Genomic DNA, 15,956 nt, shown 5'->3' on the forward strand with positions numbered 1-15,956 from the left:
AAAGTGAGCGACTTGTTGTATGAAATTCAGGATCGCTTGTGCTTACTCACTTTAAATCGTGTGAGTAAGCACAATGCTTTTGATAATGAGCTTTTAAGTGAGATGCAACATCACCTTGATGCTGCTATTGCCAATTCTAATGTTCGCGTTATAGTGCTCAAAGCAAATGGAAAACATTTTTCTGCAGGCGCAGATTTAGCCTGGATGCAAAATATGGCACATTACAATGAAGAAGAAAATCTAAAGGATGCCATGGTACTTGGTAATCTGATGTACACTTTAAATAAAAGCCCTAAACCTACTTTAGCTATGGTACATGGCTCTGCTTTTGGTGGAGGAGCAGGACTTGCGGCAGCATGTGATATGACTATAGCGTCCCAATCAGCACGTTTTTGTTTTTCAGAGGTGAAATTGGGTCTAATACCTGCAGTAATTAGTCCATACGTCGTGCAAGCCATTGGTGAACACAACGCTAAAGCATTATTCATGAGTGCTGAGGTTTTTGATGCAGCCAAAGCATTGTCATTACATTTAGTACAACACTGTGTTCCTGAGGAAAGCTTGCTGGAGTTTACACTGAATTACGCAAAACAAATCAGCAACAATGCACCCGACGCAGTCAGAGCATCAAAACAACTGGCAAGCTATGTAGCAGATAAAAAAATAAATGAAGAGCTTGTATATTACACTGCTTCCTTGATCGCTCAAAAAAGAGTATCAGCTGAAGGACAACAAGGGCTTAATGCATTTTTAAAGAAAGAAACGCCAAACTGGGACTAGAGATCTTGAATTATTTTGGAAGCCTGGGAGTCGTGTAACCCGGGATCTATCATAAATATTACGGTTATAACCTCTTCCCGGGCTGTAAATCTCTCAAGCTAGAAGATAATGCATGGGTAGTTATAAAGTAACAATTTAATGAGGCACTAATGTTTAATAAAATTCTTATTGCCAACCGCGGTGAAATTGCGTGCAGAATTATCAAAACTGCTCGATCTATGGGCATACACACAGTAGCTATTTATTCCTCGGTTGATAAAGACAGTCTTCATGTCCGAAGTGCTGACAGTGCATATTTTGTAGGCGATGCTCCAGCTAAGGACAGCTATCTGAATATCGCTAACATTATTCATATTGCAAAGGAGTGTGGGGCACAAGCCATTCATCCCGGTTATGGATTTTTATCTGAAAACCCTGAGTTTGCCAAAGCATGTACAGAGGCTGACATTGTTTTTATTGGCCCCTCGGTCGAAGCAATGGAAGCAATGGCCTCCAAACAATTAGCCAAACAATTACTGGAAAAAACCAAAGTTCCCTTAACCCCAGGCTATCACGGCAGTGAACAAGCTGAAGACAAATTACTGGCTGAAGCCAAAAAAATAGGATTTCCAGTCCTACTTAAAGCGGCTAATGGCGGTGGTGGTAAAGGGATGCGTGCTGTTCATCACGAATCAGAGTTTAGTGCCGCCCTAGCAGGAGCAAAACGTGAATCAATGGCAAGTTTTGCCGATGATACAATGATTATAGAAAAACTGGTGCTTCATCCTCGTCATGTTGAATTACAAATTATGGCCGACAATCATGGCAATGTAGTTCATTTATTTGAACGGGACTGCTCTATTCAACGGCGACACCAAAAAATTATTGAAGAAGCTCCAGCGCCCAATTTACCTGTTTCTTTACGACAAAAACTTTCTGAGGCTGCTTGTGAAGTGGCTCGATCTATAAAATACAGCGGCGCAGGTACTGTTGAGTTTTTAGTAGATGGTTTAGAACACTTCTATTTTATGGAAATGAATACACGATTGCAGGTAGAACACCCTGTAACTGAAATGATTACCGGACTTGATTTAGTTGCCTGGCAGTTGAAAATTGCTGCTAATGAAGCGTTGCCCTTGTCACAAGATAGAATTCAAGCCCATGGTCACGCAATTGAATGCCGTATCTATGCAGAAGATCCTCATCATGACTTTATTCCTTCAATAGGACAAATCCTCTTTTTGCAGGAACCTTCCGGAGATGGAATACGTATTGATACAGGGGTGCAACTCTCATCACAAATAACTATGTACTATGACCCTATGATTGCCAAGCTTATCGTGTGGGGGGCTGATCGCGAGGAAGCATTATCCAGATTAGGAGATGCTTTATCTCATTATTTTATTGGCGGAGTCAAAACGAACGTTCCGTTTTTACAAGCTATTTGTCACCATCCTAAATTCAGGCAGGCAAAACTCAGTACCGATTTTTTAACCCTGGAAGAAATCAAACTTCCCACAATAGACCCAAAAACAACCTTACTTATGGCAGTAAGTTTTGATTATTTAAACAACATCAATACATTTCGGGACCCCTTGCTGCAAGAGACCTTTTCCTGGCAATCTCAAATCTCAACCCATTGGATATGGCGCTATAAAGATCAAAATGAACCGGTTGAAGCATTTATCACTCCAATTGATAAAAATCATTTTAAAGTTCGATTCAGCACAGAGGAACATCTGATTCATACTCATTTAACTGGCGATAAAATCTATGTTGAAACAGAGTTACAAAAACATCACGCCACTGTTGATAATAGAAAAAAATCGTTAACCTTGTATACGAATCAAGGGCAAATTACTATTGAACGTTTTGACTGGGGAACCATTGGAGCGCAAACAAACGTTCATAAAGGACAGCTAACAGCACCTATGCCAGCCACTGTAGTCGCAATTTTAAAAAATATCGGTGAAAAGGTAAAAGCGGGTGAGCGCTTGATCGTTTTAGAAGCAATGAAAATGGAACATACCATTCATGCCCCCGCTGACGGCACTTTATTGGATATATTCTATACTGTGGGTGCACAAGTGAATGAAGGAGAGGAATTACTGTCATTAAGTGAAGAAGATTCTTAAAATATAGGTTTGGTCATTAGAATATATTGCTGGTGAAGCGAAATTAACCTAGAAAAAGACATGATTTCATTTTCACTTGACCAGCACCGTATGACCACCTTGGAAAATTAAAAGAGATAATTATGGACTATCCGCAAAACGTAACCATTATAGAAGTAGGCCCGCGTGATGGCTTGCAAAATGAGTCTTCTTTTGTATCCAGCAAACACAAAATTGAATTAATCAATTTACTCAGTGAATCTGGCTTGCGATATATCGAAGTAACGAGTTTTGTATCTGCAAAGGCAATTCCACAACTTGCAGACCATAATGAAGTTTTTCGTGCTATAGATAAAGCCCCATCCATACACTATTCTGCATTAGTTCCTAATGAGCACGGTATGCTTAAAGCATTGGAAGCTGGAGTTAAAGAAATTGCCGTATTTACTGCAGCAAGCGAACAATTTAATCAACGAAACATAAATTGCTCCATCGACGAAAGTATTTCTCGTTTTAAACCCGTTCTCATTTTAGCAAAAGAAAAAAACATCAAGGTGCGAGGATATGTTTCCTGTGTCCTTGGGTGTCCTTATGAAGGAAGTGTAGCTCCCGAAAAAGTGGTTGAAGTAACTAAGAAACTATTAGACTTGGGTGTAGATGAAATTTCATTAGGAGATACTATAGGTGTTGGAACCCCATATCAAACTCACCTATTACTCGAACAAGTACTAAAACTATTGCCACTGAACCAATTAGCAATGCATTTTCATGACACTTATGGTCAGGCCATAGCAAATATTTATACTTCCTTGCAACACGGCGTACACCGCTTTGATAGTTCAGTTGCTGGACTTGGTGGTTGCCCTTATGCACGTGGAGCAAGCGGTAATGTAGCTACTGAAGACGTTCTATACTTAATGCATGGTTTAGGAATCAATACAGGTATAGATATATTTAAAATTGTGACGGCCGGGGACATGATCTGTAAAATATTAGGGCGTAAGAATCAATCAAAGGTCGCAAATGCTATGTTAGCAAATCCCTGTAATTAGATTATTTTTCACGTTTTAGCCCACTTTTCCCAGAGTGTCTCTATGCTACATAGAGTCTGGCTGAAATAAAGTAATAAATAAGAGAGAATGAAATGAATGACATCTTATGGAAGCCCAAACATCCTAAAAAAAGTAGAATGTGGCAATTTATGGAGTTCGCAGCCAAACAAAATGGTCAGATTTTTGAAAACTATCACGAGCTGCATACCTGGTCCATTAAACATCCTGACTCATTTTGGCCCACACTTTGCGATTTCTTTCATATCCAGTTTGATACTGCACCATACCAAATCCTGAATCACTATCATAACGATGAAATGATAAATGCACATTGGTTTGCTGGAGCGCAATTTAATTTTGCCGAAAAACTGTTATCACGAAAAGATAAGCATCCAGCTTTAATTAGTCTAAATGAAGACAACCAAAAACAAGTAATGAGTTACGAACAATTACATGATTTGGTCGCACAATGCGCAGCAGGTTTAAAAGCAATTGGAGTAACTGCCGGGGATAGAGTAGCAGCTTTAATGCCAAATACCGCACATACAATTATCGCCATGCTTGCCACTACCTCATTAGGAGGAATTTGGTCCTCTTGCTCACCTGACTTTGGCGCTCAAGCTGCAATCGATCGATTGGGACAGATTGACCCCAAAGTATTGTTTATCTGTGATGGACATCAATATCAAGGAAAAAAACATAGTGGGAGAGAAAAAATCAAACTACTGAATGATGCCATTAGCTCGCTCATTCAAATTGTAATTTGTCCTAATATAAACGAGTCCATAGATATCTCTGCACTGCCTAAAGCACAACATTGGAAGGATTTTCTTCGTCCGGCGAATCATTGCGAATTTGTTGCCATGCCTTTTGAGCATCCAGTTTACATTATGTTCTCATCGGGAACTACTGGAAAGCCTAAATGCATTGTTCATGGAGCAGGTGGAACCCTATTACAGCACATTAAAGAATTGGGATTACATACCGATCTGCATGCTGAGGACAACTTATGCTTTTATACTACCTGCGGATGGATGATGTGGAACTGGACTGTTTCTGCACTTGCCTTAGGAGCGACGCTCACTTTATATGAAGGGTCCCCGACTTACCCTGAAAGCAATCGTTTATTCACATTAATTGCAGAAGAACAAGTCACTGTTTTTGGTACAAGTGCCAAATTTATCTCCTCAGTAGAAAAAGCAGGAGTTAAACCCAAAGAGGAGTTTGATTTAACTCACTTACGCTGCATTCTTTCTACAGGCTCACCACTTCTTCCTAAAAACTATGATTACGTGTACGAAGAAATCAAAGAAGATATACAACTTTGTTCTATTTCAGGTGGTACAGACATCATTTCTTGTTTTGCCTTAGGCAATCCGATGCTTCCAATTTACAGAGGCGAATTGCAATGCCTTGGTCTTGGTATGGCTGTTGATGTATTTGATGAGGAAGGACACCCTGTTCGTGAAGAACGTGGGGAATTAGTCTGTACAGCCCCCTTCCCGTCCATGCCTGTAGGCTTTTGGAATGATCCCGAAAGAACCGCATATCAACGCGCTTATTTTCAACGTTTTCCCGGAATATGGGCTCATGGGGATTTTGCAGAGATTACCGCTCACAAAGGATTAATCATTTATGGACGCTCCGACGCTGTTTTAAATCCTGGAGGTGTGCGTATTGGTACGGCTGAAATTTATAGACAAGTTGAAAAAATAGATGAAGTAGTCGACAGTATTGTAATTGGTCAAGATTGGCAAGATGATGTACGTATCATTTTATTTGTTAAATTGCGTGACAGCATGATACTCACGGAAGAATTAATAAACAAAATACGTTTAACGATTCGTCAGAATGCCTCACCAAGGCACGTACCAGCGAAAATACTGCAAGTTGAAGATATTCCAAGAACAATTAGCGGTAAAATAGTAGAGGTAGCTGTCAGACAAATTGTTCATGGTTTACCTGTAAATAATTTGCAATCTCTGGCAAACCCTAACGCATTAGATTATTTTAAAAATCGCGAAGAATTACAACAATAAAAAGTAGCCTGGGTAACCAGGTTACTTTATCCCTTAAAAAAACCAAAATATCACTAAAATTAGAAAGCGTTACATTGTTTATACCAACAATTTGTGTATAATGCTGCAATGGCGTCGATTTGAAATTCAGCTTGCGGACGCTCAAAAAGGGGCTCTTTTTGAAAATACGGCTAAAGCGGATATGATTACATTCCCCTAAGTCTCCGCCCGCACGCATAATCTCAGGTTATAATAATGATTGAATTAAGTGGATTGTCCAAATCCTTTTCGGGTAAATCTGTTCTGCGTGGCATTAATCTATTTATCCAGGAAGGTGAAATTTTCGGAATCATTGGTAAAAGTGGTGCAGGTAAATCAACCTTATTAAGATGTATTAATCTTCTAGAACGGCCTGATGAAGGTCATGTCATCATTGATAACCAATATTTGACAAGTCTTTCAAGAAAAGATTTGGCTTTAGCTCGCCACAAAATGGCAATGATTTTTCAACAATTCAATTTGCTTTACTCAAAAAATGTTTATGACAACATTGCCCTCCCCATGCGCATTCAAGGAATTGAGGAAGAGGTCATTCGTAATAAAATTGAAGAGTTACTGCCAATTGTCGAATTAACCGATAAAAAACAGGCATACCCCGCACAACTCAGCGGGGGTCAGAAACAAAGGGTGGCGATCGCGCGCGCCTTAAGCTGCTCCCCTAAAATTCTGCTTTGCGATGAGGCAACTTCAGCATTAGACCCCGAAACAACCGATTCTATTTTAGCACTGCTAAAAAAAATTAATGCGCTTTATGGGATCACTATAATCCTTATCACTCATGAAATGGATGTAGTCAAACGAATTTGTAACCGGTTAGCGGTAATGGTTAATGGCGAGTTGGTTGAAACCACCGCCCTTGCTAATGTATTTAATAAGAAAGACAGTCTGGCTCGGAGTATGCTTTATGCACAGCTCAGTCCACAATTGCCTGAATGCCTTACTAAAAAACTCGCAAATTATGTAACCGAAAAACCTTTGCTGCGCTTATTCTTCCAGGGTGAAGAAGCAACAGTACCTTTTATCAGTCAAACAAGTCGTGAGTTAAATTTAGACATTAACATCTTGCTCGCCAATATAGATCGTTATGATACAGTAACTTGTGGCGTTGTAGTTGTTGAATTAACTGCACATCAATTTTTACTTGAAGCATTCATTGAACGCTGTGAACAAGCCAATTTAACTGTGGAGGTTTTAGGTTATGTCCTTCCTGATGGCATATGATTTATTCATTGCAACATGCGAAACACTGTATATGGTAGCCCTCAGTACTTTATTTGCGATTATACTCGGCTTACCTCTGGGAACATGGCTTTATTCGTCCAGCCATATAAAACCAATGCCTAAAGTGTATAAGGCATTATCTGCCTTCATTAACATGGCACGCTCTATACCTTTTATTATTTTATTAGTAGCAATTATTCCATTTACCCGCCTCATAGTAGGAACTTCAATTGGAATGAATGCAGCGATAGTACCCCTTACCCTCGGTGCAACACCCTTTTTTGCCAGATTGGTAGATAATGTTTATCGGAGCTTGCCTTCAGGCCTTATCGAAACAGGTTATGCAATGGGTGCAAACACCCAACAAATTATCATGCATATTTTATTACCTGAAGCAAAACCCGCGTTAATTCATGCTATTACTGTTACAGCGATTACTTTAATCAATTATTCAGCAATGGCAGGAACCGTCGGCGCTGGTGGTTTGGGTACTTTGGCAATTAATTACGGTTACCAACGTTTTGATGCTGGAGTCATGATATCAACTGTAATCATTTTGATTGTGATGGTACAACTGATTCAAATGGCTGGTGATTATTTGGCAAAACGTTTTTTACATAACTAGTATTGCGTCAAAATGGCCTGGATTCGTGTACCAAACGCAGAAAATTTGATAGTTTGGCCATGATAGTAAAAATGGAAAAACACTAATTTGTATTATTTTTTGGAGTATTAAATGCGGATTGTAGCTTATTGCGTTTTATTATTAAGTCTTGTTGCATGTAACAAACCCTCACCCAACACTTTAGTAATAGGAACTATTGCCGGACCAGAAACTGATCTGGTTGAAACAGCAAAAGAAGTAGCCAAGAACAAATATGACTTAAACATAAGAATTGTAACCTTCAATGATTACAATTTACCCAATGAAGCATTACAAGACGGGAGTTTGGATGCTAATGTCTACCAACACTTTCCTTATCTTAATGCTGCGGTTAAAGCCCATGGATATACTTTAGAGGCAATTGGTAGAACGTTTGTTTATCCTATGGGAATTTATTCCAAAAAATACACTTCATTACAACAACTGCCGGAAAAGGCAGTAATCGCCCTCCCCAATGACCCAAGCAATGAAATGCGAGCGCTGCAATTATTGGAAAAAGCACAATTGATTACTTTAAAACCGAGTGAAAATACTGGCCTAAAAGATATTGCAACAAATCCACATAACCTGCAGTTCAAAGAAATGGATGCGGCACAATTACCAAGGGTTTTACCCGATGTTGATGCAGCAGTAATCAATACAACCTTTGCCTTACCAGCAGGTCTTAATCCTTCACGTGATGCTTTATTTACTGAAGATAAGAGCTCACCTTATGCTAATATCATCGTCATTCACAGCAACTCTCCTAAAAAAGAACAACTGGAGCTTTTTGTGAAGGCGTTAAACTCTGAAGAGGTCAAAGAAAAAGCTAAAACTTTATTTGGAGACTCAGCTATTCCTGCCTGGTAGAATTTATTTAGACTTTATAACCTGGGTGAAGCCTCACCCAGGATTTCTTCCAATCACCGTCGCCACTGCCCTAGCGAACATCGACAAATATGGGTATAAAACACATAATCTAAAGGCGAAACAAAAAACGAGTGTTGTCATCCCGCGGATGCAGGAATTCATACCTAATTATAAGCACAATGCCAGTATGGAAATGGAGTCTTCAGCTTGTCTACGCGGGTAAATGAGGCTTAGCTATAGTGTTCATACTATGTATAAAACACAACTAATAGTAAAAAACAGCGATTTGTTTACCTTATCTTAACAATCCATGGTATTTAGACCTAATCCTATCTTAATGAATAAGTGTTATACTTCATAAAAGTGTTATACTTTATAAAAAAGTGAGCTCCCGAGGTACCATTATATGCCTTCATTAAGACAAGCAATTCATAATATATTAAAATCCAGAAGATTTTTGGATCAATTTAGTGCCGAAGAACAAGAAAGAATTAAGCAAAAATACCGCGACTCTATTGGGTTAACCCAAGACGTGGCAAAAGACATGGGAGCAGGTGCTTTTAAGGCTCATGCTGATAAGCGGATCCAAGATTCCTCAGGTTTTACAACCCAAGTAGGCCCCGAGAAGGAAGATACTTTTGCAAAATTAATCCAAGGAGATGATCCTGTTGATAAAAAAGAAGTTAGAACAAGACTCGAAGAGCTATTGAAACCTCAAAAGTTTTATACAGACGCTCAAGAAACATATAAAGATTCAATGGAATTTTTTAAAAAACGGATCAACCAAATTCCTGAGCTTTCAGTAGAGCAAATCCGAGGCTACCTTGAACAAATTAATCAGAGAGGTAGAAAAGCGATAGAAGCCCAGCAAAAAAAAGAACTAGAAGATTTTAAAGCAGAACTTAATAAACCTGAATTCTCACAAAAAATCGAAATAGCCTTAGGCAAAACTCCTGAAGAAGTAGAAAAAATAAAAAAAGATTTAATTGCAGGAATGGAAAAAAGCCATTCAGATCAACTTACGGCATTTAACGACTCGGCTAAAGCAAACATGACCGTACTCGATAAAGCCTCCGCACTTGAAAATAAACGTCTTCTCTTCACCGGCCAGTTGGAAAGCTGGAAAGAGCAACTCAGCTCCTCCCAAAGGGATGAAATGGAGCATGAAATGGCGCTGGCAAGAGAGGAGAATCTTAAAAGACGAGGTATGGAGGCACCAGCAAGAAATACAACTGCTTATGTAGATTTTGAAAAAAATACCGTCTCTGCCATAAATCCAGAAGATTTAAATTTTATCATTTCCTTATCAGGAAATAAGCTAAAGCATAAGAAAGCACAAGATGGCAAACCCGGTCTTTGGACTGCAACTATGCCAGCCCGCATCTTATCTCCCTTTTACTATTTAAGTAATAAGGAGTTGCCTAAAGTAGACATGTTGACTATGGCTCAAGCAGTAAGAGCCTCTGGGTTTGACTCAATCACAATGACTATTAATTTCGAGGATGAGAAGACTCGAACACAAAGAGCAAGACAAGCTTATGAAGCGGCACTCGAAGCTGGTTTTCCCCCAGGTCCACTTCCTGGAGAAGAGGAGAAAGAGGAAAAAGAGCAAGTAAGAGGTATTCATCTAAAAGATGGATCTGGAAAGGAAATCAAGCCCGAAGAAATCTTCTCTGCTAGCGAATTGACGTTACTTCATGAGAGGGCAGCGAAGAAACGTGAAAAACTCGATAAATTAGTCAAAGATGCACCTCGACAAGAACCTTCAGAAGAACTTACTAAGCAATATCGCAAAGAAATCGATGATGGCAGGGTTCTCGCAAGAATGACAGGTAAAGCGAAGGACGAAATAGAAGCGGAACAAGAAAAAGTACGTAGACAAGAATCTGATAACGAACAGGTGGTAAAGGGTATTACCGGTTAACTACGATCCTGGTTTTTTGATTTTTTTAAATTAAAACCAGGCTTTTTCCCGCTCTAATAACTTCTCCCAAGCATGGTCAAAAAATTCCACTATTCCCCCAACTTAATTTCTGTTATTTTATAAAATTAACTACGGGTTAGGCTAAGGAGATAGCTATGGATACTCGTGAATTTGAAGAAGAAGTGAACGACATGGATGAGTTTGGTGTGGATACACCACTCCTGCCTTCGGAAACAAATCCTTCGACTAAATTGGAACGGAGAAGAAGAATAGAAGACTTATTTGAAGAAAAACGTCTCCGAGAAGAACTCGCGGAATTTGGTTAGTATTCTATTATCGTAACCCTGGGATTAGGCAGTGCATTCATATCCAAACCCTGGGTTGCGTAGTCTTTATTCGACATGCGTTACCGAAAATTAGAAAAATAAATATCAAACCGTACTGTTTTTCCCACTACAGCTGCATTTGCAGGCAATAATGGTTTTGTTTTTTGCGGCCATTTTACTACTACTTTTTGTTTTGTCCGACCTATCGCCAATTGAATAAGTTTGAGCGCGTCTTCATCAGCACCGATTATTTGTTGTAAGGCTTGCATTTCTTTTTTCACCAATGCAGATTTACTACGTTCTGGGTGCATGGGATCAATGTAAATCACGTCAGGGTAGTCTTGCTCTGCTAGGGAACTCAAATAGGTATAAGCATCGCCAGCATGAAGTATCAAGTGCAGCGGATGTGGTTCTGACTCATTTCTGCGAATTAAAGCATCTGACAATAAAGAAGCCATAACGGGATGACGTTCAAGCATTAATACTTCCGCACCAAAACTGGCTAAAATGGCAGAATCACGTCCCCAACCTGCAGTTGCATCGATAATTTTTAGCCCTGGCGAGGGCTTGCAGGCACGGACTAATCCTTGTTTTTTTCCCTCAGACTTTCTTTTGCTCCAAAAAGAAGCACTGAATTCAGCAAAAATTGGGGAAAAACCAGGTATTTTTAATGACAATTTATCTTCAGTAACAAAGAGACAAAGATTAGCATTTTTGTCTAAAACAAAATTCAATTGTTTAGCAATTGCTTTTGCTTTATCGTGCAGTTCCTCGTGCTCATAACCTACTGCTGAAATATCGATCATTTTTATAACCAACGATTATTCAATTATATCTTCGGGGACCTACAACTTCTCTGCCAATCAGTTAAAGAGCTTTGTCATCCCTGCGTAGGGGGAACCCATGTCTGAATTGGTTTTGATGTTCGATTAGGGTAGATCCCCGCCCGCATAGGGATGGCAAATTTATCACATTGCTTAATTTAATTGCAGTACCAACAGAATACTGCATTACCCAATTTGTAACAATGAAATATCCGCAACACCTTGGAATAATTCTTGTAATCGCTCCAGAATTGCTAAGCGATTAGCTTTTATTGCGGGATCCTCCACCATTACCATTACTTTATCAAAGAAAAGATCTACCGGCTCCTTAAGGCTGGCAAGTAATTTAAGTAATGGTCCATAATCAGCAGAACGATACAAGGGTTCTACCGCTCGTACAATTTGATTGATATGAACATACAAAAATTTCTCTGCTTCTTCTTCAAAAAGTTGTTCATTAACAGCCGACAAAGTTTGTCCTCCTGCTTGGGAAAGCAGATTATTTACACGCTTACATGCAGCAGAAAGAGAAGCAGCTTCGGGCAGTTTTACAAACAACTGCAGTGCACTCAAACGCTTGTCCAAATCATACAGCCAGTCATCCTGGCGAGCTCGTACCGCATGTACCAAATCAACACTCAGTCCTTGGCCTTGATAATGAGATTGTAAACGTTCCAGGATAAAAGATTTCAACTCACTCAGTAAATTCTGCCCAGTGGTTATCAAGTTGCCATAATGAATCATAGATTGCTCAATTAATGTACTTAAATTGAGTTGTGCTGGTGTTGCGATTAGTAAACGGACAACAGCCAAGGCATGACGGCGTAACTTGAATGGATCTTTTACCCCTGAAGGCTTTTGTCCTATACCAAAAATACCAACTAAAGTATCAATCCGGTCTGCTAAAGATAAAGCCAAACCCAAATCAGACTCAGGTAAACTATCCGCAGCAAAGCGTGGCATATACTGTTCATTTAAAGCTTGGGCAACACTTTGATCTTCACCATCATTGAGGGCGTAATAATATCCCATTAGTCCCTGCAACTCAGGAAACTCACCAACCATTCCTGTCAACAAATCACATTTGCTCAACTGTGCTGCACGTTGTGCCTGTTGTAAGTTCAAATGCATAGCGGGACTCAAATAGGTCATCAGCGCTTCCATACGTAACGCTTTATCCTGTAAACTTCCCAACTTTGCTTGGAAAACAACGTGTTTTGTGCCCGAAATACGCTGATTTAAAGGCAGCTTTTTATCTTGCCGGAAAAAGAATGCTGCGTCACTTAAACGCGCTCGCATCACTTTTTCATTCCCTAAAATAACTTGTTGCGGATTAGTACTGGCAATGTTGGAAACCGTAATAAAATGGGGTAACAACTTCCCTCGGTTATCCTTTAAGGCAAAGCATTTTTGATGTGATTGCATTGACGCAATTAAAGATTCAGCAGGTACTTCGAGAAATTCCTTTTCAAAATCAGCCATTAAGGCCTGTGGCCATTCAACAATTGAAGTCACCTCATCAAGCAAATCTTCGGGCATGATTACTGTAGCCTGAATGGATGCTGCTAGCCCCTCAACTTGTTTTTTAATCATTTGCTTTCTAGTTGCAAAATCAGCAATGACAAAGACTTCCTTCATTTGTGATTCGTAACTTTGTGCTGAGTTAATTACAATTTGTTGTGGATGATGGAAACGGTGTCCTCTACTGTTGCGACCACATTGAACTCCCAAAAGAGTACTCTCAATTACCTTGTCACCATACAACATCACAGCCCAATGTACAGGTCGAGCAAACTCTTCATCTCCTGCCCCCCAACGCATGGGTTTAGCAATCGGCAAAGCAGCTAAAGACTGGCTAATTAAAACAGGCAGCAAAGCTTTGGTTTTATTTCCTTGGCTTTGAGTTTCATAGACAATCCATTCCCCTTTTTCTGTTTCTATTTGGGAAAGTTGCTCTACCTCTACACCACATGATTTGGCAAAGCCAAGTAAAGCAGGCGTTGGTTTGCCCTCTTTATCGTAAGCAGCAGCAAATGCGGGGCCTCGACGGGTAACACTTTGGCTTTTTTGCTCTTCTTGCAAATCAAAAATAGTAATCGCAATACGTCTTGGTGTAGCAAAACATTTTACTTGTCCATAGCTTAATTGTGCTTTATCCAATGCAGACAATAACTGATTAGCAAACTCATCAGCCAAAGGCCAAACTGAACCAGAAGGTAACTCTTCACAACCCAATTCAAAAATAAAATCATTGACCATCACACACCTTTTGGTTAAGCATAGGAAAGCCCAAAACTTCGCGCGCTTGGTAATAAGCCTGCGCTACTGCTCTTGATAGATGCCTTACGCGTAAAATATAACGCTGTCTTTCAGTAACGGATATCGCTTTGCGAGCATCGAGCAAGTTAAATGAGTGGGATGCTTTAATTACCATTTCATAAGCGGGAAGTGGTAATTGTAACGCGATCAGTTTTTCTGCCTCACTCTCATAATAATCAAATTGTTTAAACAATTCGTCTACATTGGCATGTTCAAAGTTATATGCGGACATTTCCACTTCATTTTGATGGAACACATTACCATAAGTTATTGTGCCATTAGCAGTATTACTCCAGGGCAGATCAAATAAATTATCCACTCCTAATATATACATTGCTAAGCGTTCCAAACCATAAGTCAATTCACCAGTGACCGGTGCACACACCAAACCACCTGCTTGTTGGAAATAGGTAAATTGGGATACTTCCATGCCGTTTTGCCAAACCTCCCATCCTAAGCCCCATGCACCTAAAGTAGGTGATTCCCAGTTGTCTTCAACAAAACGAATATCATCTGCTAAAGGATCCACTCCCAGTGCACATAAGGAATCCAAGTATTTATCTTGTATGTCTATAGGAGAAGGCTTGAGTACTACTTGAAATTGGTAATAATGTTGAACACGATTTGGGTTGTCCCCATAACGACCATCAGTAGGTCTTCGAGAAGGCTGTACATAAGCAGCCGACCAAGGCTCAGGTCCTATGGCCCGCAAGAAAGTTGCCGGATGGAAAGTACCTGCGCCAACCTCCATATCAAAGGGTTGTAAAATTACACATCCTTGAGCAGCCCAATATTGCTGCAACGTGAGAATAATGTCCTGAAATGTAGATGGTTTTGTCATGAAGATCTCAACATATTCTAGGTAAAAGCCGAAACCCGAATCTCGGGGATTGTTTGCAGAGAAGAGGTATTCCTGGGTTATAGATTCCCCATAACCCAGGTTGCTATAATACTTATGAATTACCTGCTGCTTTCTTAATTAATTCTTGTAGCGACTCTTCACTGGCAGCACCAGGTATAAATGAGGGCTCAGAACCTTCTTTAAATTGGCCTTTTGGAGTTGAGGCAATTATAAACGCAGGAGTCCCCATCAAATGTAATTTTTCTGCTAATTCACGGTTTGCGTCTAAAATAGCAGTTACTTCTTTGCTTTGCATATCTGTCTTAAATTTTTTCATATCTAAGCCTAAAGACTTTGCAGTAGACATGATAATTTGATCATTTAAGCGTTTGTCAATAGAAATCAATGCATTATGCATAGCTTGATATTTGCCTTGCATACCAGCAGCTAAAGCAGCTCTAGAAGCTAACTCAGAGCTCTTACCAAAAATTGGGAACTCTTTATAAATGACACGCAAATCACTGTCTTTCTTGATCAGGCTGTCAATAATTGGCGACATTTTTTTGCAATGAATGCATTGATAATCAAAAAATTCTACTATAGTCACATTCCCTTTGGGATTACCTACAATCGTCGTTTTGCCTAGGAATAATTGATCTGTATTTTCTTTGATTGCAGATTGAGCTTGCTGCTGCATATTTTGTTGTTGTTTTTGTTGCAGGGCTTGTGAAGCTTCCAAAAGTACTTCTGGATTCGCTACTAAATAGTCATGCACTACTTTTTCGATTTCTTTTTTTTGTGTATCAGACATAGGAGTTGTATTATTGGTATCTGCTGCCATAATTGCAGGTGATACTAAAGATGCTGTCAGCACTCCTACTGTTAATAAATTTGTAAATTTCACACAGTTCCCCTTTTATTTAATAGTTAACATAATACCAACAACTTTCCAATCGGCACCCTAGCATCCGCTTCAAGAAAATTC

At 39.6% G+C, this 15,956-nt stretch carries 13 protein-coding genes; 9 read left to right on the forward strand and 4 right to left on the reverse strand.

What is annotated here, in order from left to right; all coding sequences use genetic code 11:
- Nucleotides 1-3: 3 nt before the first annotated feature.
- The 9 genes from Lpar_RS15245 to Lpar_RS19125 all read left to right on the forward strand — a co-directional run bounded on the left by Lpar_RS15245 (nt 4) and on the right by Lpar_RS19125 (nt 10,987).
- A complete protein-coding gene (locus Lpar_RS15245) occupies nt 4-780 on the forward strand; it encodes an enoyl-CoA hydratase-related protein (protein WP_058518726.1) in 777 nt (258 codons plus the stop codon).
- Nucleotides 781-929: 149 nt separating this feature from the next.
- Nucleotides 930-2,894, forward strand: a complete 1,965-nt coding sequence (locus Lpar_RS15250) for an acetyl/propionyl/methylcrotonyl-CoA carboxylase subunit alpha (RefSeq protein ID WP_058518727.1) — start codon at nt 930-932, stop codon at nt 2,892-2,894.
- Nucleotides 2,895-3,016: 122 nt separating this feature from the next.
- Nucleotides 3,017-3,925: a hydroxymethylglutaryl-CoA lyase gene (locus Lpar_RS15255; protein ID WP_058518728.1), complete on the forward strand. Its 909-nt coding sequence runs from the start codon at nt 3,017-3,019 to the stop codon at nt 3,923-3,925.
- 92 nt (nt 3,926-4,017) lie between these two features.
- The gene (locus Lpar_RS15260) at nt 4,018-5,964 is read left to right on the forward strand and encodes an acetoacetate--CoA ligase (protein ID WP_058518729.1); all 1,947 of its coding nucleotides are present in this window, start codon (nt 4,018-4,020) and stop codon (nt 5,962-5,964) included.
- A 234-nt stretch (nt 5,965-6,198) separates the two neighbouring features.
- Nucleotides 6,199-7,224 carry a methionine ABC transporter ATP-binding protein gene (locus Lpar_RS15265; protein WP_058518730.1) on the forward strand — a complete coding sequence of 342 codons (1,026 nt, stop codon included), beginning with the start codon at nt 6,199-6,201 and terminating at the stop codon, nt 7,222-7,224.
- A complete protein-coding gene (locus tag Lpar_RS15270) occupies nt 7,202-7,849 on the forward strand; it encodes a methionine ABC transporter permease (protein ID WP_058518731.1) in 648 nt (215 codons plus the stop codon). Before Lpar_RS15265 ends, Lpar_RS15270 begins: the two co-directional genes overlap by 23 nt.
- 111 nt (nt 7,850-7,960) lie before the next feature.
- Nucleotides 7,961-8,737 (forward strand): MetQ/NlpA family ABC transporter substrate-binding protein, encoded by a 777-nt coding sequence (locus Lpar_RS15275; RefSeq protein WP_058518732.1) that lies wholly within the window; start codon nt 7,961-7,963, stop codon nt 8,735-8,737.
- 406 nt (nt 8,738-9,143) lie between these two features.
- A complete protein-coding gene (locus Lpar_RS15280) occupies nt 9,144-10,661 on the forward strand; it encodes a hypothetical protein (RefSeq protein ID WP_058518733.1) in 1,518 nt (505 codons plus the stop codon).
- A 155-nt stretch (nt 10,662-10,816) separates the two neighbouring features.
- Nucleotides 10,817-10,987 (forward strand): PA3496 family putative envelope integrity protein, encoded by a 171-nt coding sequence (locus Lpar_RS19125; RefSeq protein ID WP_165482423.1) that lies wholly within the window; start codon nt 10,817-10,819, stop codon nt 10,985-10,987.
- An 80-nt stretch (nt 10,988-11,067) separates the two neighbouring features.
- Here the strand turns inward: Lpar_RS19125 and Lpar_RS15285 are convergent, their stop codons facing one another.
- The 4 genes from Lpar_RS15285 to Lpar_RS15300 all read right to left on the reverse strand — a co-directional run bounded on the left by Lpar_RS15285 (nt 11,068) and on the right by Lpar_RS15300 (nt 15,875).
- Nucleotides 11,068-11,793: a class I SAM-dependent methyltransferase gene (locus tag Lpar_RS15285; RefSeq protein ID WP_058518734.1), complete on the reverse strand. Its 726-nt coding sequence runs from the start codon at nt 11,791-11,793 to the stop codon at nt 11,068-11,070.
- A 204-nt stretch (nt 11,794-11,997) separates the two neighbouring features.
- Nucleotides 11,998-14,070 (reverse strand): glycine--tRNA ligase subunit beta, encoded by a 2,073-nt coding sequence (gene glyS / locus Lpar_RS15290; protein ID WP_058518735.1) that lies wholly within the window; start codon nt 14,068-14,070, stop codon nt 11,998-12,000.
- Entirely contained in the window at nt 14,060-14,971 is a 912-nt protein-coding gene (glyQ, locus tag Lpar_RS15295) for a glycine--tRNA ligase subunit alpha (RefSeq protein WP_058518736.1), read from the reverse strand. Before glyQ ends, glyS begins: the two co-directional genes overlap by 11 nt.
- A gap of 112 nt (nt 14,972-15,083) precedes the next feature.
- Nucleotides 15,084-15,875, reverse strand: a complete 792-nt coding sequence (locus Lpar_RS15300) for a DsbA family protein (RefSeq protein ID WP_058518737.1) — start codon at nt 15,873-15,875, stop codon at nt 15,084-15,086.
- Nucleotides 15,876-15,956 lie beyond the last annotated feature (81 nt).

The organism is Legionella parisiensis (assembly GCF_001467945.1).
In the GTDB taxonomy this organism is placed as follows: Bacteria; Pseudomonadota; Gammaproteobacteria; order Legionellales; family Legionellaceae; genus Legionella; species Legionella parisiensis.